Source organism: uncultured Shewanella sp. (assembly GCF_947501665.1).
In the GTDB taxonomy this organism is placed as follows: Bacteria; Pseudomonadota; Gammaproteobacteria; order Enterobacterales; family Shewanellaceae; genus Shewanella.
On record NZ_CANMWS010000030.1, the window covers coordinates 39,986 to 65,645 of the forward strand.

General features: G+C 39.7%; 26 protein-coding genes. 20 read left to right on the forward strand and 6 right to left on the reverse strand.

What is annotated here, in order from left to right; all coding sequences use genetic code 11:
* Positions 1–21: 21 nt before the first annotated feature.
* The 9 genes from Q0976_RS19820 to Q0976_RS19860 all read left to right on the forward strand — a co-directional run bounded on the left by Q0976_RS19820 (position 22) and on the right by Q0976_RS19860 (position 6,612).
* Positions 22–618: a hypothetical protein gene (locus tag Q0976_RS19820; RefSeq protein WP_299495636.1), complete on the forward strand. Its 597-nt coding sequence runs from the start codon at positions 22–24 to the stop codon at positions 616–618.
* Positions 605–2,836 (forward strand): hypothetical protein, encoded by a 2,232-nt coding sequence (locus tag Q0976_RS19825; RefSeq protein WP_299495637.1) that lies wholly within the window; start codon positions 605–607, stop codon positions 2,834–2,836. Before Q0976_RS19820 ends, Q0976_RS19825 begins: the two co-directional genes overlap by 14 nt.
* Complete coding sequence (locus Q0976_RS19830; RefSeq protein WP_299495638.1) at positions 2,833–3,162, forward strand: hypothetical protein; 330 nt, start codon at positions 2,833–2,835, stop codon at positions 3,160–3,162. Before Q0976_RS19825 ends, Q0976_RS19830 begins: the two co-directional genes overlap by 4 nt.
* Complete coding sequence (locus tag Q0976_RS19835; protein WP_299495639.1) at positions 3,159–3,416, forward strand: hypothetical protein; 258 nt, start codon at positions 3,159–3,161, stop codon at positions 3,414–3,416. The genes Q0976_RS19830 and Q0976_RS19835 overlap by 4 nt, the downstream gene beginning before the upstream one ends.
* On the forward strand, positions 3,409–4,044 hold the full coding sequence (locus tag Q0976_RS19840; protein ID WP_299495640.1) for a MotA/TolQ/ExbB proton channel family protein: 636 nt from the start codon (positions 3,409–3,411) through the stop codon (positions 4,042–4,044). The genes Q0976_RS19835 and Q0976_RS19840 overlap by 8 nt, the downstream gene beginning before the upstream one ends.
* A gap of 10 nt (positions 4,045–4,054) precedes the next feature.
* A complete protein-coding gene (locus Q0976_RS19845) occupies positions 4,055–4,528 on the forward strand; it encodes a biopolymer transporter ExbD (protein ID WP_299495641.1) in 474 nt (157 codons plus the stop codon).
* Positions 4,529–4,530: 2 nt separating this feature from the next.
* Positions 4,531–4,980, forward strand: coding sequence for a biopolymer transporter ExbD (locus tag Q0976_RS19850; protein ID WP_299495642.1), 450 nt, complete (start codon positions 4,531–4,533; stop codon positions 4,978–4,980).
* A 29-nt stretch (positions 4,981–5,009) separates the two neighbouring features.
* On the forward strand, positions 5,010–5,957 hold the full coding sequence (locus tag Q0976_RS19855) for a hypothetical protein (protein ID WP_299495643.1): 948 nt from the start codon (positions 5,010–5,012) through the stop codon (positions 5,955–5,957).
* A gap of 472 nt (positions 5,958–6,429) precedes the next feature.
* Positions 6,430–6,612: a hypothetical protein gene (locus tag Q0976_RS19860; RefSeq protein ID WP_299495644.1), complete on the forward strand. Its 183-nt coding sequence runs from the start codon at positions 6,430–6,432 to the stop codon at positions 6,610–6,612.
* A 163-nt stretch (positions 6,613–6,775) separates the two neighbouring features.
* Here the strand turns inward: Q0976_RS19860 and Q0976_RS19865 are convergent, their stop codons facing one another.
* From Q0976_RS19865 to Q0976_RS19880, 4 genes are all read right to left on the reverse strand, one after another.
* A complete protein-coding gene (locus Q0976_RS19865) occupies positions 6,776–7,666 on the reverse strand; it encodes an ABC transporter ATP-binding protein (RefSeq protein WP_299495645.1) in 891 nt (296 codons plus the stop codon).
* Entirely contained in the window at positions 7,663–8,493 is an 831-nt protein-coding gene (locus tag Q0976_RS19870) for an ABC transporter permease subunit (protein WP_299495646.1), read from the reverse strand. The genes Q0976_RS19865 and Q0976_RS19870 overlap by 4 nt, the downstream gene beginning before the upstream one ends.
* 69 nt (positions 8,494–8,562) lie before the next feature.
* Entirely contained in the window at positions 8,563–9,282 is a 720-nt protein-coding gene (locus tag Q0976_RS19875; protein WP_299495647.1) for a YceH family protein, read from the reverse strand.
* Positions 9,283–9,473: 191 nt separating this feature from the next.
* Positions 9,474–10,307 carry a S1-like domain-containing RNA-binding protein gene (locus Q0976_RS19880; RefSeq protein WP_299495648.1) on the reverse strand — a complete coding sequence of 278 codons (834 nt, stop codon included), beginning with the start codon at positions 10,305–10,307 and terminating at the stop codon, positions 9,474–9,476.
* Positions 10,308–11,057: 750 nt separating this feature from the next.
* Here Q0976_RS19880 and speA point away from each other — a divergent pair.
* From speA to Q0976_RS19920, 8 genes are all read left to right on the forward strand, one after another.
* On the forward strand, positions 11,058–12,971 hold the full coding sequence (gene speA / locus Q0976_RS19885) for a biosynthetic arginine decarboxylase (RefSeq protein WP_299495649.1): 1,914 nt from the start codon (positions 11,058–11,060) through the stop codon (positions 12,969–12,971).
* A 114-nt stretch (positions 12,972–13,085) separates the two neighbouring features.
* Positions 13,086–14,009, forward strand: coding sequence for an adenosylmethionine decarboxylase (locus tag Q0976_RS19890; protein WP_299495650.1), 924 nt, complete (start codon positions 13,086–13,088; stop codon positions 14,007–14,009).
* Between the two features lie 93 nt (positions 14,010–14,102).
* Positions 14,103–15,038 carry an agmatinase gene (gene speB / locus Q0976_RS19895; RefSeq protein ID WP_299495651.1) on the forward strand — a complete coding sequence of 312 codons (936 nt, stop codon included), beginning with the start codon at positions 14,103–14,105 and terminating at the stop codon, positions 15,036–15,038.
* Positions 15,039–15,076: 38 nt separating this feature from the next.
* Positions 15,077–15,715, forward strand: coding sequence for a pyridoxamine 5'-phosphate oxidase (pdxH, locus tag Q0976_RS19900; RefSeq protein WP_299495652.1), 639 nt, complete (start codon positions 15,077–15,079; stop codon positions 15,713–15,715).
* Between the two features lie 109 nt (positions 15,716–15,824).
* Positions 15,825–16,409, forward strand: a complete 585-nt coding sequence (locus tag Q0976_RS19905; protein ID WP_299495654.1) for a YceI family protein — start codon at positions 15,825–15,827, stop codon at positions 16,407–16,409.
* A 69-nt stretch (positions 16,410–16,478) separates the two neighbouring features.
* The gene (locus tag Q0976_RS19910) at positions 16,479–16,838 is read left to right on the forward strand and encodes a DUF3802 family protein (protein WP_299495655.1); all 360 of its coding nucleotides are present in this window, start codon (positions 16,479–16,481) and stop codon (positions 16,836–16,838) included.
* Between the two features lie 210 nt (positions 16,839–17,048).
* Positions 17,049–17,537, forward strand: a complete 489-nt coding sequence (locus Q0976_RS19915; protein WP_299495656.1) for a RimK/LysX family protein — start codon at positions 17,049–17,051, stop codon at positions 17,535–17,537.
* Between the two features lie 24 nt (positions 17,538–17,561).
* Entirely contained in the window at positions 17,562–17,909 is a 348-nt protein-coding gene (locus tag Q0976_RS19920) for a hypothetical protein (protein WP_299495657.1), read from the forward strand.
* A gap of 56 nt (positions 17,910–17,965) precedes the next feature.
* Here the strand turns inward: Q0976_RS19920 and Q0976_RS19925 are convergent, their stop codons facing one another.
* On the reverse strand, positions 17,966–19,285 hold the full coding sequence (locus Q0976_RS19925; protein WP_299495658.1) for a Na+/H+ antiporter NhaC family protein: 1,320 nt from the start codon (positions 19,283–19,285) through the stop codon (positions 17,966–17,968).
* Between the two features lie 289 nt (positions 19,286–19,574).
* On the opposite strand from Q0976_RS19925, the gene Q0976_RS19930 reads away from it, so the two are divergent.
* The gene (locus Q0976_RS19930) at positions 19,575–20,384 is read left to right on the forward strand and encodes a phytanoyl-CoA dioxygenase family protein (RefSeq protein WP_299495680.1); all 810 of its coding nucleotides are present in this window, start codon (positions 19,575–19,577) and stop codon (positions 20,382–20,384) included.
* A gap of 94 nt (positions 20,385–20,478) precedes the next feature.
* Here Q0976_RS19930 and Q0976_RS19935 read toward each other — a convergent pair whose 3' ends face one another.
* Positions 20,479–21,864, reverse strand: coding sequence for a methyl-accepting chemotaxis protein (locus Q0976_RS19935; RefSeq protein WP_299495659.1), 1,386 nt, complete (start codon positions 21,862–21,864; stop codon positions 20,479–20,481).
* 405 nt (positions 21,865–22,269) lie between these two features.
* On the opposite strand from Q0976_RS19935, the gene pheS reads away from it, so the two are divergent.
* Both pheS and pheT read left to right on the forward strand, forming a co-directional pair.
* Positions 22,270–23,253, forward strand: a complete 984-nt coding sequence (pheS, locus tag Q0976_RS19940) for a phenylalanine--tRNA ligase subunit alpha (RefSeq protein ID WP_299495660.1) — start codon at positions 22,270–22,272, stop codon at positions 23,251–23,253.
* 16 nt (positions 23,254–23,269) lie between these two features.
* Positions 23,270–25,657 (forward strand): phenylalanine--tRNA ligase subunit beta, encoded by a 2,388-nt coding sequence (pheT, locus tag Q0976_RS19945; RefSeq protein ID WP_299495661.1) that lies wholly within the window; start codon positions 23,270–23,272, stop codon positions 25,655–25,657.
* Positions 25,658–25,660 lie beyond the last annotated feature (3 nt).

Here is a 25,660-nt window from a genome sequence, read left to right on the forward strand (position 1 = left end):
ATAGTGATGTGTTTGTGCATTATGATGTTCCCTATTCAAGTGATGGCCGCGGGTGATGAAGTATGGCTTAAATATGATGGATACATACCTGACCAATTTTTAAATGAAAAGGCATTTGAATTAAGTCCTTTACTTAACGATGAAAATCATCGCTATATCCTAGAGGACGAAAAAGGGTTCAATTTTGATTATATTCGTGATCTTTATATTAAATCCTCACAAGGTGGGACGTTAACGAGTGAAGAAGTTAAAGGCGCGGTGAGTGAGCTGGAGTCCGATCTCCATGAGCGTGAAGTACTTTATGGTGCGATTAATATTGGTACGATAGAGATACCGAATAATTTTTCCAGTATTGAATTGCAGTACAAGTACAAACAATATAAATACATTCATGCTTTTTCTCTTGAAAATATTCGAGAGAAAAAAGTGATCAAACAATTAAGTCAGTTTAAAGTGAGTGCAGAACTTATTCATTTGAATAAGCAGTTGAACATTCAGTCTGAAAATATAGAGCGGGCAACAGAAGCCATTAAAGCGTCTTTATCAAAAGATATTCAATTAGAAAAAAGTTTAATACATTATTTTCAAAGTGTGGGAGAGAGTAATGAAAAAAAATAACAATAGATTACTTTTATCTATATTCTTATCATTACTTTCTTTTCAGGTATTTTCACAGGCTAGTCCTGTTTTATATACAGAATATAAAAGTGTATTAGAAGGAAAAAAAGAACCTCAACCTGAGTGGTTTTCGCGTAAAGATATTCCAGCTGATCGATTGGTGAATATCATTATTTATCAAGAAAAAACGATTTCAAAGGACAATGTTGATACTTTCATAAAAAATATAGATTTATTGTTAAACCAGAAGCGAATGGCTTCATTTACTTCAATTCTTATACGTTCAAAGATCAATGCGCTTATCATAAGCGGTCGTTATGAAGAAGCGCTGAGTATTATTGATACAGGAATTGGCACAGGAACGGATGAATATCAGCTTGCTAAAATCAGGACGTTGATGATGTTAGGTCGATATGATGAAGCATTATTCAGTTACAATAACATCTCAGCATCACAGTGGTCAAAAAATGAAAAGTCGCTGATTAAATTCGGAAAAGAGTTTCTATTTTTGGGGCATATTGAAAGAGTAAATTTATTGATCCCAATGCAGATGCAACAAAAGTTTTCTGATGAAGTGATAAAAATTTACCTTTCTTTTAATAGTTATCGGCAAGCTTATGCAGAGTATAAGTTTATGGCCTCAAAATCTTTGACGGTAGAAAGTAAGCGTGAACATTTAGCGTTTAATATGAACTTTGCTCACAAACACAAATTATATTTGGAAGAAGTGGAGTCTATAGAGAGCTATTTAAAAACCTTTGATGATGCTTATCCTGTGACGCTCAAGGATCTCACTTTAGTGAATGATAGCACCAATACATTAGTTCGCTTGCGCTATGAGCTAAGTGGTTATAATTCTTTATCGTTTGCCTATATTGAACCGTATTTATTGGCTCAATCTCAAGCGGCGAAAATAGATATTAAATCACGTGAAATGTACCTTAAAAATCGAATAATGTTAAATAAAGATAATAAGGGATTATCTTATTTTTCAGATATTACTGAACTGGCAGTTTTGATGAAAAATAAGTCTATTATTGTTTCAAAATTTGATAAAAAACAGCTTTCCTCTCAAATTCAAGAATTATTATTGAAAGGGTATTTTTCTATATTAATGCCAGATGATATGGATGTTTATATGGCTTCCGCTTATTTACCTTTCATTGACAAGTGTAGTGATGTTCAATCGCTTCAACTCGTTAGAGCATTGAAAGGAGATTATTTTGTAAATAACAATCAATTAAATAAGGCGTATTCGTGCTTTAAAGATATTGAATGGAATACTATTCAGCTTCCGAATAAGTTAAAAAGTGCATTGGTGAAAGAACAGCTTCAGGTGCGGTATTTATATGCCAAGCAACAGAATGATATTCCTAATGTAATAGCATTATCTATGCAGTCAAAAGATGGAGATATGGTTTTTGATGCAACAAAAATATTAATTGAAAACAGTGCAAAATCGGTTGATTTGAATACTGTGGATAGTGCAATAACCCAAGGGTGGATGACAAAAGCACAGATTGATGTAGTGAATGAAATGGTTCTGGCAGATTTACGTAATAGTGGTAATAAAGAAGCATTAAAAACTCGTTTATTAAAATCTGAGAACGAACATGCTTTTGAGTTGGCTTGGCTTTATGCTGATGATGATAATTATCAAAAAGCGATTAGATTTATAATTAAAGGGTTAAAGTCGAATCAATCAGTGGATAGCTTTACAGAAGTGAAAGCTATTCGATATTTAGATAGTCATTATAGCGCTATATCTAAAGAAGAGTTGCAACGTTTATCAGCACTTCAATCTCACTATTTATCTATCAAGTACCTGTTTAATCTACAGGATATTGAAAAGACCTTAGTAAAGGGATTTCAGCTTTCAAATGAAAAAGTCATGATCCAAGTTAAGTCTCTTTTAGCGCATTATAAAGCCATAATGAAAGCGCTTAATAGACCAATGAAAAGAGCCAATGATACTGCAAAGTTATATTTGGAAATGAAGTCGACTGTGTTGCTCTCCCAACAATTAAATGCCCTTGCGCAACAAACAGAGAATACAAAACTGAGCATGGTTTTAGAGAAACAAGTGGCTAAATTTATGCAAAAGCTGAATGTCATTTATAAGCAAGTTATGTCTGAAAAACAGCAGAATATATATGATGTTAGGGTGTTACAAGCATTTCAACTGCAGTTGCAATTGAAAAAAGGTAAAACGTCATGAGAAAAGTACTGTTATATGTCTGTCTTTTTGTTGGCACCTTAAGTGGTTGCAGTTTGTCTTCTTTGTCGCCAGAAAGTTCGTTGCCAGAAAAGAAGTCGTGCATAGCAGCTGTTGAAGATATTAATGCTAAAAATGCACCTTATCAATATATTGCGACTTTTGAACATTGTAATGAATATAAAAGTGATTACCTTATTCAAGAGTATATTTTTTCACTCATAACCATCGGTGCATTTGAAAAGCTTAATTCACCCAATTTACTTGATGATAATGTATCAGATGAACAGAAAAAATATTGGCAAGTAATATTAAAGGATAACTTATGATGAGGTTTTTTCTATTTTTGGTATTGATATTGAGTCTGAATGCTTTTGCTAATCAGGCTGAAAAAAAGAAAATTGAGTCTCCTAAAGAAAAAGAAAATATTAATCAGACTGTTTTTTTTTCAGGGGCTCTTTCTATGGAAAATGACATTAAAAGTTATTTACCCGTAAATAAATTAATAGCGGTCCATGATAAATCGGATCCTGTTTTAATTAACTTTATTAACAGTAAAATTAGGTGGGAAAACAATGATTGATATTTTTATGACTTTCTTTAAAGATGGCGGCGTATTCATGTACCCAATTGCAATAATTGGTGCCGTAGGAGCAGGTGTTGTTATTGAAAGGCTTATTTCTTTGATGATTAATAGTAAACAAATTACGGCATCGACTGATTTATTTGAGAGAAAAATAAGTAAAAATAAAGGGGAAGCGTTAAAGTCATTAGTGGGAGATAAGTCTTTATTGTCATCGACCTTATCGGAAGCGGTTAAATCTTATCAGTCTCACTCAGTGTCTAAAGAAGAGTTTGAAGAATTGACTGGGATTAAGGCTGTTCATTCGTTGCGTAGAGTGACTCGGCGTACAACCGTCATATCTACGTTAGCTAATGTCGCCACATTATTGGGACTGCTTGGGACTATTTTTGGTCTTATTCAAAGCTTTGCTTCTGTTGCACAAGCCGCTGCGGAAGATAAATCAGCGATGTTATCAGCATCAGTCTCTATTGCGATGAACACGACCGCTTTTGGTTTAATGGTGGCCATCCCTTTATTATTGGTTTACCTTTTTATTGATAATCTTTCTAATAAAACATTGGAACATCTTCAAGTTGGCTGTGCAACGGTGATTAATAGACTTTATTCTGCTCAGCATAATATTTAAGGTATTACCAATGAAACTAAAGTCTTTATTTGGACGTGCAATCCCAGGGAGTAAAGAGCCAGAAGAGTTGGACATCACACCTTTTATGAGCCTGATGATAGTGCTTATTCCTGTGTTGTTAGTTAGTTTGAAGTTCACTTTACTGGCTAATTACGATATCAGTAATAATGTACCGCCTCAAAATGTGACCAAGCAAAAGTCAAATACTGACAAAAAAATGATTTTGTATCGCTTATTGGTAAAAAAAGATAAAGCGCTTTTACAACAAAATAGCCGCACATTATTCGAGGTGGGTGTTGAAGATAGGGATGCTATTGAAGAGCAGTTATTAAATCTACTTGAAAGTCAAAAAACAAAGCCTTCTATCGTACTGGATATAGAATCGGATCATTCTTATCAAACCATAGTGAATTTGTTGGATATTTTGAATAAACATGGTGATAAGTTCAGTTCGATTTCACTATCAGTAAAGGAAGGTTTATAAATATGTTGAACACTAATCAGTTTACTATTAAGCCAGTGAGAGCGACTAGGAAAGCTGGAATAAGTTTAGTTGCTTTAATGGATATCTTTACCGTGCTTGTTTTTTTTCTGATTTTTAACGTCCATGAGGAACAAGCACTGCAAATAAAGAATGTAAAGGATTTACCCGTTTCTTCCGTGATGAAAGACATGGATTCGTTACGGAAGAAAGAGATTGCAGTGCTTGAAGTTATTGATAAAAAGAAGGCCTTTTTAAATGACAAAGAGCTGGATATGACAAAGGGGTTAACGGTTATAAAAGAACATTTTCAGAATCTCTGCAATGAAACTCAATGTCCGGCTTTGGCAATAGAGGCCCCTAAAGCAATGAGTTACCCGTTTATAAACCAATTTGTGAATATGGGCTATGAGATTGGCTTTAATGGTGTGTTTTTAATCGTCAGTCAACAATGATATAAAAATTGTAAAAGAGATGAACATAGATGCAAATACAGAGTGAAGATCGTGAAAATATTCTCTTATTATGTTTACTAATAGCCTTAGGATTGATCTTGTGTATTTTTTTTTATAATGTTGCACAATATAAAGTGCCTGAAATAAAAAAGAAACCAGTTCAGAAAACTCATCTTAAGTTAGTAGTTATTCCTAAGCCTAAACCTGAGGTAAAACCAGAGATTAAACCTAAGGCTAAACCTAAGGCTAAACCCAAGGCTAAACCCAAGGCTAAACCCAAGGCTAAACCTAAGGCTAAACCTAAGGCTAAACCTAAGGCTAAACCTAAGGCTAAACCTAAGGCTAAACCTAAACCTAAACCTAAACCTAAGGCTAAACCTGAAACTCAATCTAAATCTAAATCTGTGACTACAGCTAAGGCTAAATCAGTGGCAAAGCCAGTTCAAACAGATGAAGATGTGAATGATTTATTTGATGACTCACTATTTAATACCAATGACGATATATTACCTAAACAGGCGCTTAAAGCGAATAAAAAAGAGCATACAAGTTCGATAAAGACTGCTGGAACGAGAGGGGTAACGATTAATAGCGCTGAAAATTTAATTAATGAAGAGCTAAAAGGTGAGCCTCTCACTAAGTCGACAGTCGATGTTGATATATCGAATAAAAATTCATCTGTTGATTCAGAAAAGTACTTATTAGATCTTGCGGAGAAACAAATTGCAGAGCTTATAGCAAGTAAGAAAAGCTCAATATTAAAATTAGTAAAAGCTAACGAAATGAGTCAAGTAACGCTTTCATTTAATTTTCAGCTTAAGCAGGGGAAAATTATGCAAGTAAATATCAGTAAAGTCTCATCGACTAAGGCACTTTCTGATTTTCGACATTTATTTAACGGGTTGCGCATTAAAGTCGCATATTCTGGTGTTATTGAGCATACAATAATAGTCAAAAACATCAATGGGCAATTTTAATGGGCAGTGAACACCTCGAGGATCCCTAGTTCTTTGTTATATGAAACGCAATAGCTTATGGCCTCTTCCTGCAGAGTTTAAATACTGCAGGAAGAGGCCATAAGGTGAATAATGATTGAAATCAGCTCTTTTCGGTAAAAAGCATCTAATCAACCGTATGCGTGCGGTACATTATTTTTTGTTTGGGTTTTGTTGCAATCCTATTTCATCACAACGGCCATCGCATAGCTTTTCTCATTCATCGAGATTATGTCAGCTTATAAAAAGAAAACTTGCTAAGTGGGTAGAATAATACAATGAGATTATTTTTAATAATTGATATATTTGTCAATTAGTTTGCACAATATTCAAGGTGATATTAAAAATATTTTCTTACAAACCTGTATCTAAGCTAACTTAATCTTCATTAAATATATAGATTAATAATAGGTAAACTATAATTAATTTTCGTTAAGTTAAGAGGAAATAAACCATGAAATACTTAGCTGTTATCCCATTAATTTTAGTATTATTCAGTACATCAAGTATCGCAGTGCAAACTGATAATATAATGACTACTCAAAAATCATTATCGATTCAAAGTCAAGGTGATTTAATCACTAATTCAACTGCTCAATATACAAAAGGGCCATGTCCTGCGCCGTTGAGTTGCTAAACAGGAGGTTTTCGTTATTATATAGCTATGTCGGTGTAATAATTGAGACATTATATTCAAAAATCAAACCGTGCAGTAAAGCTCATTTAGTTTAACTGCACGCTTAATGATAAAATGTCATCGGCCTTCATCATATAGAAGGCTGTGACATCTTATGACGAGGTTAAGAGAATAGCTTCTCTTCTAAGCGGCGGCCTTTGAGCAAGGATTTATATTGCCAGTTATGCTCATCAAATAAGGTGAATAAGGCGATTTCGATATTGGCTTTATTATGTTGAATAATAAATTCATTGTCTTGTTTTTGCTCGACACTATTGACTCCAGCTAAGGCTTTGATGGAGTCAATGAGTAAGGCAGCCTCACATTGACTCATGGTGAGTGTCAGGTAATTTTGCTGCTGGCTGTCATTCATGGAAACTGATTGACTGAGCTGGCCATTATCAAGATAGAGCACATGATCGCATAGTTTTTCCAGCTCATCGAGATTGTGAGAGCTGATCACAAAGGTGGTCTTGCTTGATTGCGATTTGACTAAATGGCGGATCACTTTGGCATTAGCCGGATCCAGTCCTGCTGTTGGCTCATCTAGCAAAACCAGCTCAGGTTCGCCAATTAAGGCTTGTGCAATAGACACGCGCTTGCTCATACCATGGCTTAAGGCTGTGGGCTTTTGATTGGCGCTGTCTCTTAGCCCCACGAGATCAAGCACGCGCAGTGCTTCTAGCTCAGCGGCAGTTTTGGAAAAACCTTGCAAGCGTGCAAATAAACTCAGCTGGGTAATAATACTTAGGTTGGGATCTAAGCTGGCATCTTGGGGTAAAGAGGCGACTTTACCCAGTAAAGCAGGGCTACCCGGCGCATGACCTAACAGGCTGATCTCACCGCTGCTTGGCTGAATATAGCCACATATGAGGCTAAAGAGTGTGGTTTTTCCTGCACCGTTAGGGCCAACAAGGGCAATGGGCTGACCTGCTTTTAGGTTGAGATTAACCTGATTAAGGGCACGTTTACTGGCATATTGTTTGCTGAGGTTATGGCATTGGATCAAGCTCATATTGCACTCCGTTTCATATAAAGGCGACCCAGAGTCAATAATACTAGGGTTTGTAATAACGGCATGGGCGCATAAACAAAACTCCCCACGCCATGCGTGTTGATCATCTGTGAGAGTTGAGCGCCAGGCAGAACCCATTGCAGTGCAGCAATGATGTTGGGACTATCGCTGAAAAAACTGCTAACAATGAATAATAAGGCCCACAGGAGAATGGCGTAAATTGTGGCCTGTTTTGATGAGTTGGCATAGAGGGATAATATCCCCATTAAGGCTGTGTAAGGCATTAATACAATAATGATATTGATACTGGCGAATAGCCCAGACGTGAGTGCGGGAAGCAATAAACTGGTATCACGGCTCACGCTGAGTAAAATGGTTGCCGCCACAGTGATGAGCAGCAAAAGGACTTGGATTAACAGGCTACCTAAAAAACGCCCAAAGTAGAGGCTGTCGCGACTGGTGCGAAGGGCCAAAAAGCGAAATCCCCCTCGGCTCTTATCTGATGCGAATTGATCGGCAGCCACAGAAATACTAAACAGAGGAAAAATAAACAGCGCGATGACCCAAAAAATGGCCATTTCGGCAACTTTCCAACTAAAAAGTTGATCTAATGAGCCTTCACCGAATAAATTAATGAGTAACTGCCTAATACTGGGATCGAGTAAATAATCTGATGCATCTTTAATTGGATACAATAAAATCAGTAACCAGATTAAGGAAAAGGCGGCAATGGCGATAAGACCTCGTGTATTGAAGAGCATTTTCTTGACTTCAAATAAGGCAATAATGGCGGTATTGTGTACCTGACTGGGAGCGGCATTATTCAAGGTGAGACTCTCTTCTTATTTAGGGTTAATAGCATGAAGTGGCCTATGTTTTTGTGTGAATTGATAGAGTCAGTCAAGAAGATCCGCAAGGGCGGTTTTCAATCTATCGACTTCTTGTTCTAATAAACTGACACGTTCAACTAACTGCTTGTATTCAAGATTGCTGTGTTGGCTGGTGTTTACTTCTTTTTGATGTGAATCGGGGCCTGTATTGGGTTGCCCGTCTATTTGAGCCTGATGTTGTGACTGAGAGGAAACTTGATGACTTGTTTGTTCAACGGCATGATGAACAGGCGTAAAACATTCATCAAAGCGGGCTTCGCGTTTTCCTGGCTCTTTGGCTAATTGTGTGACTAATGTGGGGCTGTGCTGAGCCAGCAGGCGTAGGGTATGTTCGACTTCAGTAACATCGCTAAAAGCGTGTAATCGATTACTGCGGGTTCTCAGCTCGCCTGGGGTTTGAGGGCCGCGTAATAATAATAAACAAATAATGGCCACTTGCGCTGGACTGAATTGCAGATCGCTAAATTCAGTATTACAAAAGCGATGTTTATATTTTATTACTCTGCTTCCAAAGCCGGATTGCTCAGAAATAAGACGTTTTTTGTTGAGACTATCAATGCCTGCTTGTGTTTCTGTTTCAGTCAAAGCAAGCACAGGTGAGCGGCTGGATTTTTGGTTGCAGCCTAAGGTGAGCGAGTTTAATGACAGTGGGTATTGCTCAGGTGTCGTGATTTCTTTTTCTAACAGTACCCCAATAATCCTCGCTTCAAGTGGCGTGAGTTCCATATATCGCTCCTATTTATCGCTATCGCATTTGGGATGTTAGCTTGTTTATAGCAGAGCTATGAATGAAATCCTAGTAAGAATTGTTAGTCGGCGTCGTTGTGGTGGTTTTGTGTGCTTTAAATGAAGGGAAGACATTGTGCGTTACAAGCACAATGTCAAATAGGTAAAATAGGCTCTATGAAGTATAAGCCTTATTTAATCAGCCTAATACCATCGCTATCGAGAGTAATTTGTTGCTGTTTATATAAAGCACCAATACTCTTTTTAAAGGCTTTTTTACTCATGGCTAATTGCGCATAAATGTCTTCAGCTTGGGTTTTATCGGTGAGTGGCAAAAAGCCATCAGCTTGTTTTAACTTAAATAAAATGGTGGTGGCATGCTTATCTAATTCTGCTTTGGCCCCTTTTTGTAAAATAAGGTCAATCTTACCGTCACTGCGTACGTGTTTAACAAAACCTTTTAGCTTTTGGCCAAATTTTAGCGGTTGAAACACTTCATTTTTATAAATCACACCCCAATGGGCATGATTGACAATGGCTTTATAGCCTAGATCGGTGGTGCCGCCGATGATCAAATCCACTTCTTGTCCTGTGCCATAGCGAGGCTCCGTTAAATCAAGAAATTTATCGACTTTGGATGAGGCGACAATGCGCTCATCAACACTGCTTTGATAAACATGCACTAAATAAGAACGGTCTGCTTCAATTTCTTTGTGTTGCTCACCAAAAGGCAGCAGCAGATCTTTTTCGAGTCCCCAATCTAAGAAGGCACCAAACTGACCGATTTCAACGGCTTTTAAATAGGCAAATTGACCCACCTGTGCACGGGGACGTTTGGTGGTAGCGATAATCATATCTTTAGAGTCTAAGTAAAGAAATACACTCACTTTATCGCCTATCTCACACTCCTTTGGCGTGACCTTGCGAGGAAGTAAAACCTGACCGAGTTCTTGTGCATTTAAATAGACACCGAAATCGACTTTTTTTACGACTTCAAGGGTGCAGGTTTGACCTATTTGGATCATGGGATTCTCAACTTTAAAAAAGGGATGTAAAAAGATACAGTTTATTTGGAGCGAGTATATACCCAAGCCTCTTGAAGATCCATGTTTTCTGAGCCAGTAAAAATGCGCAATTTAAGGTGCGTTTTCTTTAAAATAAGGGATCGGAATGACGATTGTTTTATAAGATGGTGCAACTTCGATGCAAACATTTTTACGGACTCCCAAAGGGCAGGTTTAAAACACATTTATACCGCGTTATTGAACATTAACTGAGAATAACTAAGCTATCAGTTCAATGCCTTGCCTAAACGCGTTTTAATTCCTACAGAACCTCGCATCTTCAAATGGCTTGGGTATAAAAGAAAAGTAAGGTGCAAGTCTTGTTTTAAGCTTGCTTTATTTGACATTGCGAGGTTTAATTGCGTTTTTTTGTCAGTGTCGTGTTTTTTCGAAATATTTGACGGAGGATGGGATGGGCTCCGTTATACTGAGTACCGCCTATTACACGGCATCGTCATTCGCTAATCATCGTCCGTTAAATGAGCTTTTATGTTGAAAACGTGTGTTGGATGATGTGGTTGATGAACGCTGAAAACAGACATCTTGAAGTGGCGTATACTGTAATTTATTGAGCGCTTGAAAGGCGTTGATTAAGAATAAAGAATAAAATGAGGTCTCTTTGGATTACCGCCATAGAGAGAAAAGGCCAGTGATCTGTTTGTGTAGAGTAGAGAACTGAATTGAAGTCGGCAATAGTCAGGTTAGAAGAATATGAACAATTGGTCCATTGATGATGCGCGGTCCTTGTATAACGTCAATTATTGGAGTCAAAGCTTTTACGGCATAAGCGAAACAGGTGAAGTGACAGTGTCGCCGGATCTGGCCCATCCTGAGTTTAAAATTGGGTTGAATGAGCTGACTCAAAATTTAGTTAAAGCGGGGGTGGCGTTGCCTGTTTTAGTCAGGTTTCCACAGATTTTACATCATAGGGTGCACAGCTTATGCCAAGCCTTTAATCAAGCCATACAAAAATACCAATATGATGCTGATTATTTGTTGGTGTATCCCATTAAAGTCAATCAGCAACAAGCGGTTGTAGAAGAAATTCTGGCCAGCCAAAAAAGTAAAGAAGTGCCACAATTGGGCTTAGAGGCTGGCAGTAAGCCTGAGTTGATGGCGGTATTGGCCATGGCACAAAAAGCCAGTTCGGTGATTATTTGTAATGGCTATAAAGATAAAGAATATATTCGTCTGGCTTTAATTGGTGAAAAGCTTGGCCACCAAGTGTATATCGTGCTTGAAAAAATGTCAGAGCTTAAAATGGTGTTGGAAGAAGCGAAAGATTTAGGTGTCACGCCGCGTTTAGGGTTGCGCGTTCGCTTAGCCTTTCAAGGAAAAGGTAAGTGGCAAGCCAGCGGAGGAGAGAAGTCTAAATTTGGCTTATCAGCCGCCCAAGTACTCAACGTGATCAATGAGCTGAAAACACAAGACATGTTGTCTTCGTTACAACTTTTGCATTTTCATTTAGGCTCACAAATCGCCAATATTCGTGATATTCGCCAAGGCGTGGGTGAAGCGGGACGTTTTTATTGCGAGTTGATGAAACTGGGCGCGCAGGTGCAGTGTTTCGACGTGGGCGGTGGATTGGCTGTTGATTATGATGGCACTCGAAGCCAAAGTGCAAACTCGATGAATTATGGTTTAACTGAGTATGCGAATAATATTGTCAGTGTGCTGACGGATATTTGTAATGAATATGAGCAGCCCATGCCACGAATTATTTCTGAGTCTGGCCGATATTTAACGGCGCATCATGCTGTGCTTATCACGGATGTGATTGGTACAGAAACTTATCAGCCAGAAGTCATTGAGCCGCCACATCCTGATTCACCGCAATTATTACACAATATGTGGGAGTCATGGACTGAGGTGAGTGGCAAGGCCGATCAACGGGCTTTGATTGAAATTTTTCATGATTGTCAGAGTGATTTAACCGAAGTGCATTCCTTGTTTTCACTGGGGCAAATTGGTTTGATTGAGCGGGCTTGGGCAGAGCAAGTTAACTTGCGAGTGTGTCATGAATTGCGTGACAACATGAGCACTAAGTATCGTTTTCATCGACCGATTATCGATGAACTTAATGAGAAATTAGCCGATAAATTTTTTGTGAACTTTTCGTTGTTTCAATCCTTACCGGATGCGTGGGGAATTGATCAAGTTTTCCCTATTTTGCCCCTAAGTGGACTGGATAAAGTGCCAGAACGGCGAGCGGTTATGTTAGATATCACCTGTGATTCTGACGGCACAGTCGATCAATTTGTGGATGGTCAAGGCATTGAAACCACCTTACCTGTACCCACATGGAGTGAACAAAGCCCTTATTTTATGGGCTTTTTCTTGGTCGGTGCTTATCAAGAAATTTTAGGAGACATGCATAATTTATTTGGTGATACTCATTCTACCGTCGTACGTCTCGATGATGCAGGCCAAGTGGATATTGAGTCAGTATTGGCAGGAGATACTGTGGCGGATGTTTTAAAATACGTGAATCTTGATCCCTTATCTTTTATGCAAACTTATGAAGATTTAGTCCATCAGCATATCGATGAGGCTGAGCGCGTGGATATTTTAAAAGAATTGCAGTTAGGGCTTGAAGGTTACACGTATTTAGAGGATTTTTCTTAAACAAATCTCTTGGCCATTTTTCGATGCTGATGACCATCGATATTCAAGGGGCAAATTAATTCTTGTGCCCTTGAATAAGGTGTATCAAGCTAAAGGGAGTGAATAACCTGCAATATGTTTTTTGAAGGAACAGAGAAAAAGATAACGGTTAGAGTGTCTGATAAGTCTCCCTCATTGCGACGGTTGGACTGCTGTTTTTGGGCTCGATTGGTGTCCTTTGCAGGGGCAAATATACTGTCTCAAATCAGTACCACTCAATGTGATGCTTACTTACTCAGTGAGTCGAGCTTATTTGTATGGGATAAACACTTTTTAATGTTAACTTGTGGTGACAGCACCTTAGTTGACAGTTTGAAGCATTTTATCACCCAAGTGGATGCAGATGCTGTGATCAAGGTGCGCTACTTTCGTCGCAATGAATTTATGCCAGCGTTACAACAGCAACATTTTTTTGAAGATGTTAAGCATATTGAACAAATAATGGTGGGTCAATCCTATCGCATTGGCCATTTAGACAGTCATCATCAATATGTTTTTAGTGCCAATCAGGCTCTTGAACAACGTCCTGTTATGGGCTGTGAACTGGTGATGTATCATATTCAAGGGGAGTTTGCGACTAACCTTCGCAGTGGTAGTGTTACTGCTGAAGACATTCGTGCTCGGCTGGGGGGGGCGCAACTCTTTATTGATTTTGAGATTGACGATCATTGCTTTTCACCTAGTGGCTATTCCATCAACGGAGTGTGTGCTGCGCACTATTTTACTATACACATTACCCCGCAAGCGCAAAGTTCGTATGTGAGTTTTGAGACCAATCTTGACGATACTCATTATTCGGTGATGGTGGCGCATTTATTATCGCTATTTTCACCTAAAAAATGGGACGTGTTGACTTATAATGTGGAATTTGCATTGCAGACGAGAGAGCCCGCGTTTTGTGTGATGCAAAGTCAATTAGCTCTTTCACACAACGAAAAGCTATTTTTTTATCAATATCAAGTGAATAATACTGAAGTCTTTCGGCCCTACGCGCTATAATAGTGAGGCCGATATTGAGGCGGAGCCCTTTATTTAAGGACGCTGTTTTTATTCCAAAGCTTGATATGTATTTGTATTATTTTTGGAGATGTTATGACCACCATTGCTGATAAAGCAGATTATTCTTTGTATTCAAATGCATTTGGCTATTTACGGCAACCATTAGATTTTAATCCTCTTGCGAGCCATGCTGATGTGGTGGTGCTAGGGCTACCTTTTGATATGGCGACAACTGGGCGTTCGGGTGGGCGAATGGGACCAGGTGCGATTCGTCAAGCCTCAGTGAATTTGGCTTGGGAAGAAAAGCGTTGGCCATGGCATTTTAATTTGTGTGAACATATTAATATTGTGGATGCAGGTGATTTGGTTTATGACTGTGGTGATGCGGAAGATTTTACCACGCGTGTGGAGCAGTTTGCGTCCAATATTGTCGATTCTGGCAAAGCGTTATTGAGTTTTGGTGGGGATCATTTTGTGACCTTACCTTTGTTGAGAGCACATTATAAAAAACATGGAAAAATGGCGTTATTACATTTTGATGCTCATACCGATACTTATAGCCAAGGTAGCCGATATGATCATGGTACTATGTTTTATCATGCCCCTAAAGAGGGGATTATTGATGCAGAGCATTCAGTGCAAATCGGGATCCGTACTGAATACGATAAGCAAAATCATGCTTTTAATGTGATTGATGCGGCGATGGCCAATGATCTTAGCGTGGATGATATTGTTTCTCAAATTAAAGCGTGTATTGGCAATCGTCCTTTATATATCACTTTTGATATAGACTGTTTAGATCCGGCTTTTGCCCCCGGTACAGGGACACCTGTTTGTGGTGGATTAACCAGTGATAAAGCCCTTAAAATTATTCGCAGTTTAAAAGACATGAATATTGTCGGTATGGATGTAGTTGAAGTGGCGCCAGCCTATGACAGCAGTGACATTACTGCATTAGCGGGGGCGACATTAGGGTTAGAAATGCTGCATGTTTGGGCTTGCAGTAATGGTAAAGTGATTGAAAAATAATATCAATGTGACTGCGATGAATATGAGGGATTGGGTTAATGACTGAAATTAGTGATATTAGACGTGAATATACCCTAAGTGGGGATATTCATGAAGCGATGCCAGACGATCCTATGGCATTATTTACGCATTGGTTGGACGTGGTGAAGGAGTCGCAGATTGCTGATCCTACTGCGATGTCTGTGGCGACGGTTGATGACACTGGTCAACCGTTTCAACGTATTGTATTGTTAAAACGTTTTGATGAGCAAGGATTTGTTTTTTTTACTAATTTGGGCAGTCGTAAAGCCAAGCAAATCGCAGGAAATGCCAAAGTGAGTTTATTATTTCCTTGGCAATCGATTGACAAGCAGGTGGCAATCACAGGCCTTGCTGAACCTTTGTCAAAAAAAGAAGTATTCAGTTATTTTGTTAGTCGCCCTAAAGACAGTCAAATAGCGGCTTGGGTGTCAAAGCAGTCTAGTCCCATCAGTGCACGTCATGTATTGGAAAGTAAGTTTAGTGAATTAAAAGCAAAATTTGCCAAAGGGGAGGTACCATTACCCAGTTTTTGGGGGGGATATCGTGTTAAACCTTTGAGTATTGAGTTCTGGCAAGGTGGAGAGCATCGATTACACGATCGCTTTTTATATACAAAAGATGCAGGCTCGTGGGGCAAAGAGCGTCTTGCGCCTTAAAATTGAGTGTATATTTATCGTCACCGAAAAGCCTTGTTTCAATGGCCCTTTAAGGTGATTAAAGCCTAGACTGTTTTTCAGTATTATCATATAAGATATGGAGCTAAAAATGAGACATAATTTAAAAATAGGGTTAGCGGCTTTGCTACTGCCTTTAGCATTAAGTGCCAATGCCGCGACTTGGACGGTGAGTAATGAAGAATCAAATGTGAGCTACGTTTCGATTAAACAAGGACAAATTGCTGAAGTTAATCATTTTACGCAGGTTAATGGTCAATTAAATGATAAAGGTGAATTTACATTAGTCATTCCTTTATCCAGTGTGTCAACGGGGGTTCCTATTCGAGATAAACGCATGAAGTCTGTTTTTTTTGAGGTGGATAAATACCCTAAATTAACATTGAATGCGAAGATTGATCCTAAATCGCTTCAAGATCTGCAAGTAGGGGAAGTGGCCAAAATGGACGTGGATGCCACGATTGATTTGCATGGTGAGAGTAAAGGCATGATATTTGAAGTCAGTGTGGCCAAATTGTCACCAACCAGCTTGCTGGTGGCCAGTACTCAGCCTGTTATTGTCAATGCAGGGCAATTTAAGTTGGCTAAGGGAGTGAATAAGTTACGGGATTTGGCTGGATTAACTCAGATAAGTTATGCCGTGCCGGTCTCCTTTGTATTAAGCTTGCATCAGTAATGGTTCACATTGTGGTTTGAGGTGGTTTTTGATGGGAAGAGTATTGCTGAATAAAGGAGTTGGGTTGAAATGGTAACAGATACAGAAGGCTATATGCATTTGATACAGTATTTATCCCAGCATTTAGGCTTATTTGAAGATCCAACCTCAGAACGCATTGATGATACGGTTATGGAGCTATTTGAGTCTCAGTTAGCGGCTCAAATTATTATGGTATGTGGGCAAAACCCTGCTTTATCTTTTAGTCAACGTAATCAAGTGATTAGAGAAGTTGATGCTATTGTTTATGATCTTGAAGAGATTTTTGCAAATGTAGCCAACGAAAGGGCAACTCAAACACAATCAGTGTTTATCAGTGAATTTTCCGGTTTAATTAAAAATTTATTTGATCAGCAGGTCGCCTTGACACTAAGTGAAAAAATAGCCTAAAAAAGCACGAAAATAGTCGTTTTGCAGTGTATTAGTACAATGTTGCCATGTTTTAACACTGTTAGCGGCTTGTCACTATGATTAGACTTTATTCTTGGTTGAATGGGTTATTGGGTAAAAATAAGTGGGGGTATATTGCAGTTCAAAAAGTCATGTGGTATCACCTTGCTTTAATCTTATTGTCCCCGTTTTGTTGTCTTGGAGCATACAGTGAAAGTCAGTTTAAAATTAGGTCTTTTCGTCATGTTATTTTCGGTTGCGTTAGCAGGTTGTGCGTCAGAAAAAAAGATTATTGGTGCCACAGCGGATATGTCCGTTGAAGGAACGGGTCTCAATTACATTGCTCGAATTGATACTGGCGCTGCAAGAACGTCATTAAATGCAAAAGATATTGTTGTAGACGCATCAAATGGGAAAAGTATGCGTCATGATATCGGAAAAATGGTGTCTTTTACGACGGAAAATGCTGATGGTGAATCTAAGCGCATGACGGCTAAAATCGTGGGCGTGTCTAGAGTTGTGAATTCTCAAGGCGAAGAAAGACGTTATATTGTGAAACTCAATATTGTTTATCATGGTGACGCTCGTAATATAAGAGTCAATTTGCGTGATCGTAGCCGGATGGATTATAAGTTATTGATTGGCCGAGATTGGTTAAAAGGCCAGTATATGGTTGATGTGGAAATACCCAGAAGTTAGTTACTATTTACGATTAAAGAGGCAATGATGCCACAAATTGAACTGAAATATTCTGATGATATCACTCTTGATACTGAAGCTATTTTTAGTGCTATCGAACATACTATTAATGGTAAAGATAGCACTGCTGGCGTGTGTAAAAGCCGCGCTTTCCCCGTGAAGGAATGTCGACATTCTCACCTTTATATCTCTGTAATGCTACTTAAAAAGCCTCATCGCGATGGGGCTTTTATGCAATCGCTAGCTGAAGTACTAAAAGCTGAAATCATGCCTTTATTAATTCAAAATTGCTATTTTTCATTATCAGTTGATTTTATTAGTGATTACTATATTACTGAGTATTTTCAAACTGGGCATAGCCAGATTAATTAATGCTTTTAAACTGGCCTAGCGTATTTTTCATTTCCGTTGCATGACTTAGGTTGATATTACAAACTCATTACTGCTATCCAGCCAAAAACCAGTAAAGGCAGATTGTAGTGAATAAATGTTGGGATCACGCTATCACGCATATGATCGTGTTGGCCATCAATATTTAATCCTGAAGTGGGCCCCAATGTGGAATCAGATGCAGGCGATCCTGCATCGCCTAAGGCGCCTGCGGTACCAACCAGTGCAATAATGGCGGGAGTTGAGAAGCCAAAACTCAGTGCTAAAGGCACGTAAATAGCGGCAATGATGGGGACAGTTGAGAAAGATGAGCCTATTCCCATGGTAATTATCAAACCAACCAGCAACATAAAAAAGGCCGCCAAGCCTTTACTGTCTCCAATGATCCCACCTAGTGAATTCACTAAGCTTGTTATCTCGCCTGTACTTTTCAGGACTGAGGCAAAGCCAGCCGCTGCAATCATAATAAAGCCAATATTAGCCATCATTTTTACGCCAGTATCAAAGATATTTTGATTTTTATTATTTCTGAGTGCCCCAGAGAAACTGAAAATAATAAAGCCAATTAATGCGCCAAAAATCATGGATTGACTCAGTAGTTGTACTATTAATGCGGAGCTAATTGCAACTAATGCAATAATAATATTACGCGAGTGTATAGGCTGTTCAGGTTCCACAGACAATGTTACGGCTTGATTATATTGTCTTGGTTTACGGTAACTGATGAAAACAGCAATGACTAAACCCAAGATCATGCCTGCTGCAGGAATGACCATGGCGGGCAGGACTTGTGAAGCATTAGCATTGAGCCCGTTGACAGTCAGACTTTTGAGTAAAATTTCATTGAGATAGATACCGCCAAAACCAATGGGAACAGTGATATAATTAATAACGAGCCCAAAGGTGAGTACACAAGCGACGAGTCGTCTGTCGAGTGAGAGCTTTTCCATGACATGTAACAGTGGTGGTATAAGAATAGGGATAAAAGCAATATGAATAGGAATAATATTACCTGAACTGACGGCGGCTAATACAATAAAACTTAATAAGGCCCATCGCACTTTATTCGTATTTTTCTGAGTATGCTGCTGGTTTAATCGAGTTAAAATATTTTTAGACAGTAAGCTTGTGAGTCCTGAGTGTGATAGTGCGGCGGCAAAGGCGCCGAGTAAAGCATAGCTGAGTGCGACTTCTGCCCCATTACCTAATCCCGCATTAAATGCATTGACTGTCGCATCGAGTCCCATGCCAGAAATTAAGCCTGCAATCACCGCACTGAGGGTGAGGGCAATGACGACATTGACTCTCATTAAGCTTAAGAGCAGCATGAGACAGACAGCAAAAACAATTGAATTCATATTAGGCCTAAATAATATGTGTGCGATACATATTTTTGCCATTTCTTTTTCTGACTGTCGAGGTTAATCGTTTTTTTAAATAAATAAATTAATTTAATGTTAATGTTGTTTCCTATTTGTATTGGTGATTTAAAGGCTTAGGTCACTAGTTTAATAAAAAAGGCGACGTAATCCCCTTAAACTGACATTGATGAAAGAGAATTGAATAAATTATTTGCGCCTCATGTGGCTTGCTGAATATGATTATTGGGATGATAGATAAATTCTTAAGCATGGAGTTCGAAATGTGATGAAGCAAGAGCGTGAAATGACAGCGGCAGAGATAGACACTTACCAGCGAGATGGAGTGGTATTGCTTAAGGGGGTATTTACCGAGTGGATCCCTTCTTTAATCGAAGGTGCTAATCAAAATGTGGCTTTTCCTAGTGCTCGAGCACTGACTCATCAATCAGATGCGCATTCCGGTTTCTTTTTTGAAGATTTTTGTAATTGGCAACAGATCGAAGCCTATCGCCGATTTGTTTTAACGTCTTCTCTTGGAAGAGTGGCAGCCCAGTTAATGAAATCGACTACGGCACAGTTTTTTCACGATCATTTATTACATAAAGAGGCTTGCTCGACAGTGGCCACCCCTTGGCATCAAGATATGCCTTATTATTGTGTTGATGGGCAGCAAACGGTAAGTTTTTGGATCCCATTAAGCAAGAGAGAAAAGTCTATTTCTCTAAAGAGTGTGGCTAAAAGTCACTTATTAACAAAAGAAATCCGTCCGACAAGTTGGTCAACAGCAGAGAGTTTTTATGCTGATGATTCGCATTTTATGGACTTACCGGATATTGAAAACAGTGAATGGGACATTAAAGTCTGGGGGCTAGAGCTAGGGGATGCTGTTGCTTTTAACTTTAAGACCATTCACGGTGCGAACGCAAACACCCTATCACAACTCAATCAGACCTTGTCTTTTCGTGTTGTTGGGGACGATGCGCGCTTTATTCAACGTCCTGGCAGAACATCACCGAATTACCCCGATCTCAATCAAAAAAGTGGTGAGCGTCTGAGAGAGGATTGGTTCCCGGTTATTTATCCTAAAAAAGCATAACATATTGATTTAGCTATAGTGCGGGCACAGTGTTGAACGGTATATTGACTGTGCCCTGAGTGATCGTTATTAGTATATTGCCTAGTTTTTGAGACTATACTTTGAGTCCAACTAATAATGCGTCGAGTTGTTCTGCTGTTGCATGCAGCTCATCACATCCTGAAACACTTTGATTAGCTGATTGCTCCACGTCGTGTGATTGGTTACGAATTTCCATTAAGTTTGTGGCAATTTCATTGGCAACCGCTGATTGCTCTTCCGCTGAGGTAGCTATTAAGGTGCTCATTTCATAGACTTTTGCACTGTGGTGGGCAATAGCATCTAAGTCTTTTCCTGTGTCTAAGACATGTTTCTTACCTTCATTGGCTTTTTCAACCGTGCGAGTCATGACTTGGGTTAAATTGCGTGAACCCGATTGCAATGCTTCTATCATGGCTTTAATTTCCACTGTCGCCGCTTGAGTGCGTCCTGCAAGGGTGCGGACTTCATCGGCCACCACGGCAAATCCTCGGCCTTGCTCGCCAGCTCGCGCCGCTTCAATAGCGGCATTTAATGCCAGCAAATTGGTTTGCTCTGAAATGGCATTAATGGTGGTGACCACTTCATCAATTTTGGCGGCATTTTCATTGAGGTGATTGACGGCTGTTGATGCATCGCCAATTTCAGTTGAAAGCGTACCGATAGCTTCTACGGTTGTACTGATATCACGGGATCCTGCTTCGACTTGATGATTGGCTTCTTGGGTTTCGCTGGATGATTGCTCGGCATTGCGAGCCACTTCTTTGACCGCTGCAGTCATTTGTTCCATGGCGGTGGCTAATGAGTCTAAATGCTGACGTTGATCCATGGCTAAAGACTGGCCTTCTTGCGCAGTGTCCCTAAAAGATTGCACAACATGACGTATTTGACCGGTTGCCTGGGACATTTGCTGAACCAGTGACTGTTGACGATCCACTAAAGTATCAATACTCAACGCTAAATGACTGAATTCATCTTTGACTTTAAAATAATTTAAGCGTCCGGTTAAATCTCCTTCAGCGGCTTTTTGTAGGGCACTGACATTGGTGTAAAGCGCACCACGAACAAAGGTAGAAATATAATACGACACAATAAAAATCGTGACACAGCTCAATAGAAGCGTGAGATAAATCCACGGGTTGTCATAGAAGTGATAAGGGGGCAACGCCGTATTTTGGGTGTTTATCGCAGCCATATTATGTGTCATTTGGCGACGGAAGGTGTCAAGCTCTGTTTTGGATAGTATTGTTTGGGCTTGAGCACTAAGCTGATTTATGGCTTGTTCTTGTTGTTGGGTTTGCCTGGCCAATTGGGTTTGAAAATGGCTGTTAAACTGTGTTGAAAGTACTAAAGTGAGTACGATGAGAGCCAAGATAGGTAAAATAGCCAAAATGGCAAATTTAGTTTTTAAGGTCATGTGGATCAAATATTGATCAACCCAACGAAATTTAACTTCTTTCATGATATTTCTCATTTTTGGGACGACTACGATACATATATCGGTCACAGACAAGATAACTTGAATGAATTGTTGTTATTTTGTTTCACTGTATTAGTGACTTAGTGCCGCGATAATGGCGTCTTTATGATACAAAAAGCAATCTATGTTAATTTGATGAGTAGTAATATTAACAATTGAGGTGAGTGAAACACCAGCAAAAAGTCATTTTATGTTAATAAATAGCCGCAATTTTAAATATCATTGAGAAATAACAGTCAATTGAATGAAAAAACCCTGAATTATCACTAGTCAAAAGCAATATGCTCACGTAAAATTTGTGTTTTTTCTTATTTTCACTCTTGAAATTAAAGTTAGCCAAAAAGTAATGGGGCTCATTATTGGGGTCACCGCGCACTGGAAGAGATAATGTCACAGTTAACAGAAATCGTAGAACAGGCCTTAGCGGCAATCGAAGGAGCTGATAATTTAAAAGCCCTCGATGACCTTCGTGTTGATTACCTTGGTAAGAAAGGTCAAATCACAGACATGATGAAAATGATGGGGAAGTTACCCTCTGAAGAAAAGCCAGCTTTTGGACAAGCGGTCAACCAAGCCAAGCAACAAGTGCAAAAAACGCTGTCTGCCCGTATTGAAGGTTTAAAAGCGGCTGAATTAGAAGCCCAGCTTGCTAGCGAAGGGATTGATGTGACATTACCTGGTCGCCGTATTGAAAATGGCGGTTTACACCCAGTGACTCGAACGATTGAGCGTATTGAAGCGTTTTTTGGTGAATTAGGTTTTGTGGTCAAAGATGGCCCTGAAATTGAAGATGACTTTCATAATTTTGATGCATTGAATATCTCGGAGCATCATCCCGCTCGTGCGGATCATGACACTTTTTATTTTAACCCTAAGGTCATGTTACGTACGCAAACCTCTGGCGTACAAATTCGTACTATGGAGCATGAAAAACCACCATTGAGGATTATTTCTCCTGGTCGTGTTTACCGTAATGATTATGATCAAACCCATACACCGATGTTCCATCAAGTGGAAGGGCTGTTTGTGGCTGAAAAAGTCAATTTTGCCGAGCTTAAGGGCATATTGCATGATTTTTTACGTAACTTTTTTGAAGAAGATTTGGAAGTGCGTTTTCGCCCGTCTTATTTTCCATTCACTGAGCCTTCAGCCGAAGTGGACGTGATGGGCAAAAATGGCAAATGGTTAGAAGTGTTAGGTTGCGGTATGGTTCATCCAAATGTATTACGCAGCGTGGGAATCGATCCTGAGCAATATTCTGGTTTTGCCTTTGGTATGGGGGTTGAGCGCTTATCGATGTTGCGTTATGGCGTGAGCGACTTACGTTCATTCTTTGAAAATGATTTACGTTTTTTAAAACAATTTAAATAATCGGAGCTGTAAGAGCATGAAATTTAGCGAATCTTGGCTTCGTGAATGGGTTAACCCAAGTGTTGACCGCGAAGCATTAGCGCATCAAATTACTATGGCTGGATTAGAAGTCGATGGTATTGACGCGGTGGCAGGCGATTTTAGTGGTGTGATTGTGGGTGAAGTGGTGGAATGTGGCCAGCACCCTGATGCAGACAAATTACGCGTAACCAAAATTAATGTTGGTCGCGATGAGTTGATTGATATTGTGTGCGGTGCCCCAAATTGCAGACAAGGTATCAAAGTGGCTGTTGCCATGGTGGGCGCTGTTCTACCCGGTGATTTTAAAATTAAAAAAGCCAAATTACGCGGTGAACCATCGTTTGGTATGTTGTGCTCCTATGGCGAGTTAGGCATTGACATCGAAAGTGATGGCATCATCGAATTGCCGAGTGATGCACCTGTTGGCATGGATATTCGTGAATACCTGCGTTTAAATGATGCCACTATTGATGTGGACTTAACGGCGAACCGCGCCGATTGTTTAGGCATGTCGGGTTTGGCACGTGAAGTGGGTGTATTGAACCGTCAAGCGGTGACACAACCTGAGTGGGAAGCCGTGCCTGCGAGTATTGATGATACCGTGACGGTTGATTTACAGGCTCCGAGTGCCTGCCCACGTTATTTGGCCCGTGTGATTAATCATGTCAATGTGAAAGCGCAGACACCACTTTGGATGCAAGAAAAGCTGCGCCGCAGTGGTATACGTTCAATTGATCCTATTGTTGATATTACCAACTATGTATTGATTGAGTTTGGTCAGCCTATGCATGCCTTTGATAAAGCAAAAGTCGAAGGGGATATTCAGGTGCGTTTGGCGACGGGTGATGAAAAGCTGACATTACTTGATGGCAATGAAGTCACTGTGCCCAGTGATATGCTGGTTATAGCATCAAACACGCAACCACTTGCTCTTGCAGGGGTATTTGGTGGTGAACATTCAGGTGTGAGTCAGCAAACAGAGTCTATTGTATTAGAATGTGCTTTCTTTGCACCGCTTGCCATATTAGGTAAGGCGCGCCGTTTAGGGCTCCATACTGACTCTTCACATCGTTTTGAGCGCGGTGTGGATCCAGAGCTGCAACACAAAGCCATGGATAGAGCGAGCCGATTAGTGCTGGATATTTGTGGTGGTGAAGCGGGCCCTGTGGTTGAAGCAAAATCTGAAAGCGATTTGCCAAAACCGGTGAGCATTTTACTGCGCCGCAGTAAATTAGACCGTATTTTAGGTCACCATATTATCGACACTGATGTCGAAGAAATTTTGACCCGCTTGGGCTTCAGTGTGGAAGCTCAAAATGGCAGCTGGCAAGTCACGACTGCAACGTATCGTTTTGATATGGCAATAGAAGAAGATTTAATTGAAGAAGTTGCGCGCATTTATGGATACAATAATATTCCTAATGTTGCACCAGAAGCTTCTTTAAAGATGTCCGATCATAAAGAAGCGGATATCAGTCTTAAACGTGTCCGTAATCTATTGGTTGACCGTGGTTTCCAAGAAGCCATCACTTATAGCTTTGTGGATCCAAAACAACAGGCATTGGTCCATCCGGGACAAGATGCCATGATTTTACCGAATCCTATTTCGGTTGACATGTCGGCAATGCGTTTGTCGACAATGACAGGTCTTTTGACTGCTGTGGGATATAACCAGAGTCGTCAACAGAATCGGGTGAGGTTATTTGAAACAGGATTACGTTTTATTCCTGATGAAAATGCTGAGTCCGGTGTACGACAACAAGCCATGTTAGGTGCGGTGATTGCTGGCAATCAAAGTGACGAACATTGGACCTTGGAGTCACAAACGGTTGATTTTTTCGACCTTAAAGGTGATCTAGAAGCCATAATTGGCTTGACAGGATCGGATCTAGACTTTAGCTTTAGATCAGCAACACACTCAGCGCTTCATCCTGGGCAATGTGCTGAAATTATTAGAGGTGAGCAAGTAGTAGGTATCATCGGAGCCGTTCATCCTAGTTTAGAAAAGCCGTTTGGCCTGAATGGTAAAACCATCATTTTTGAGCTGGAATTGGATGCTTTATTGCAAGCCAAATTGCCGCTAGCCCAGGCTGTATCTAAGTTTCCAGCTAACCGTCGTGATATTGCGATTGTGGTTGATGATGCAGTTACAGTGGGTAATGTTGTAAAAGTGATAAGAAAAGTTGGCGAAAATCAGTTGGTTGGCTTAAACTTATTCGATGTATACAAAGGTAAAGGTGTTGAGGCTGGCAAGAAGAGCTTAGCTATCGCACTTATATTTCAAGACAACACTCGTACGCTTGTAGAAAAGGACATTGCTGAGATGGTAAATTCAGTGGTTTCTGCTCTCAAGTCTGAGTTCAACGCATCGTTGAGGGACTAAAAG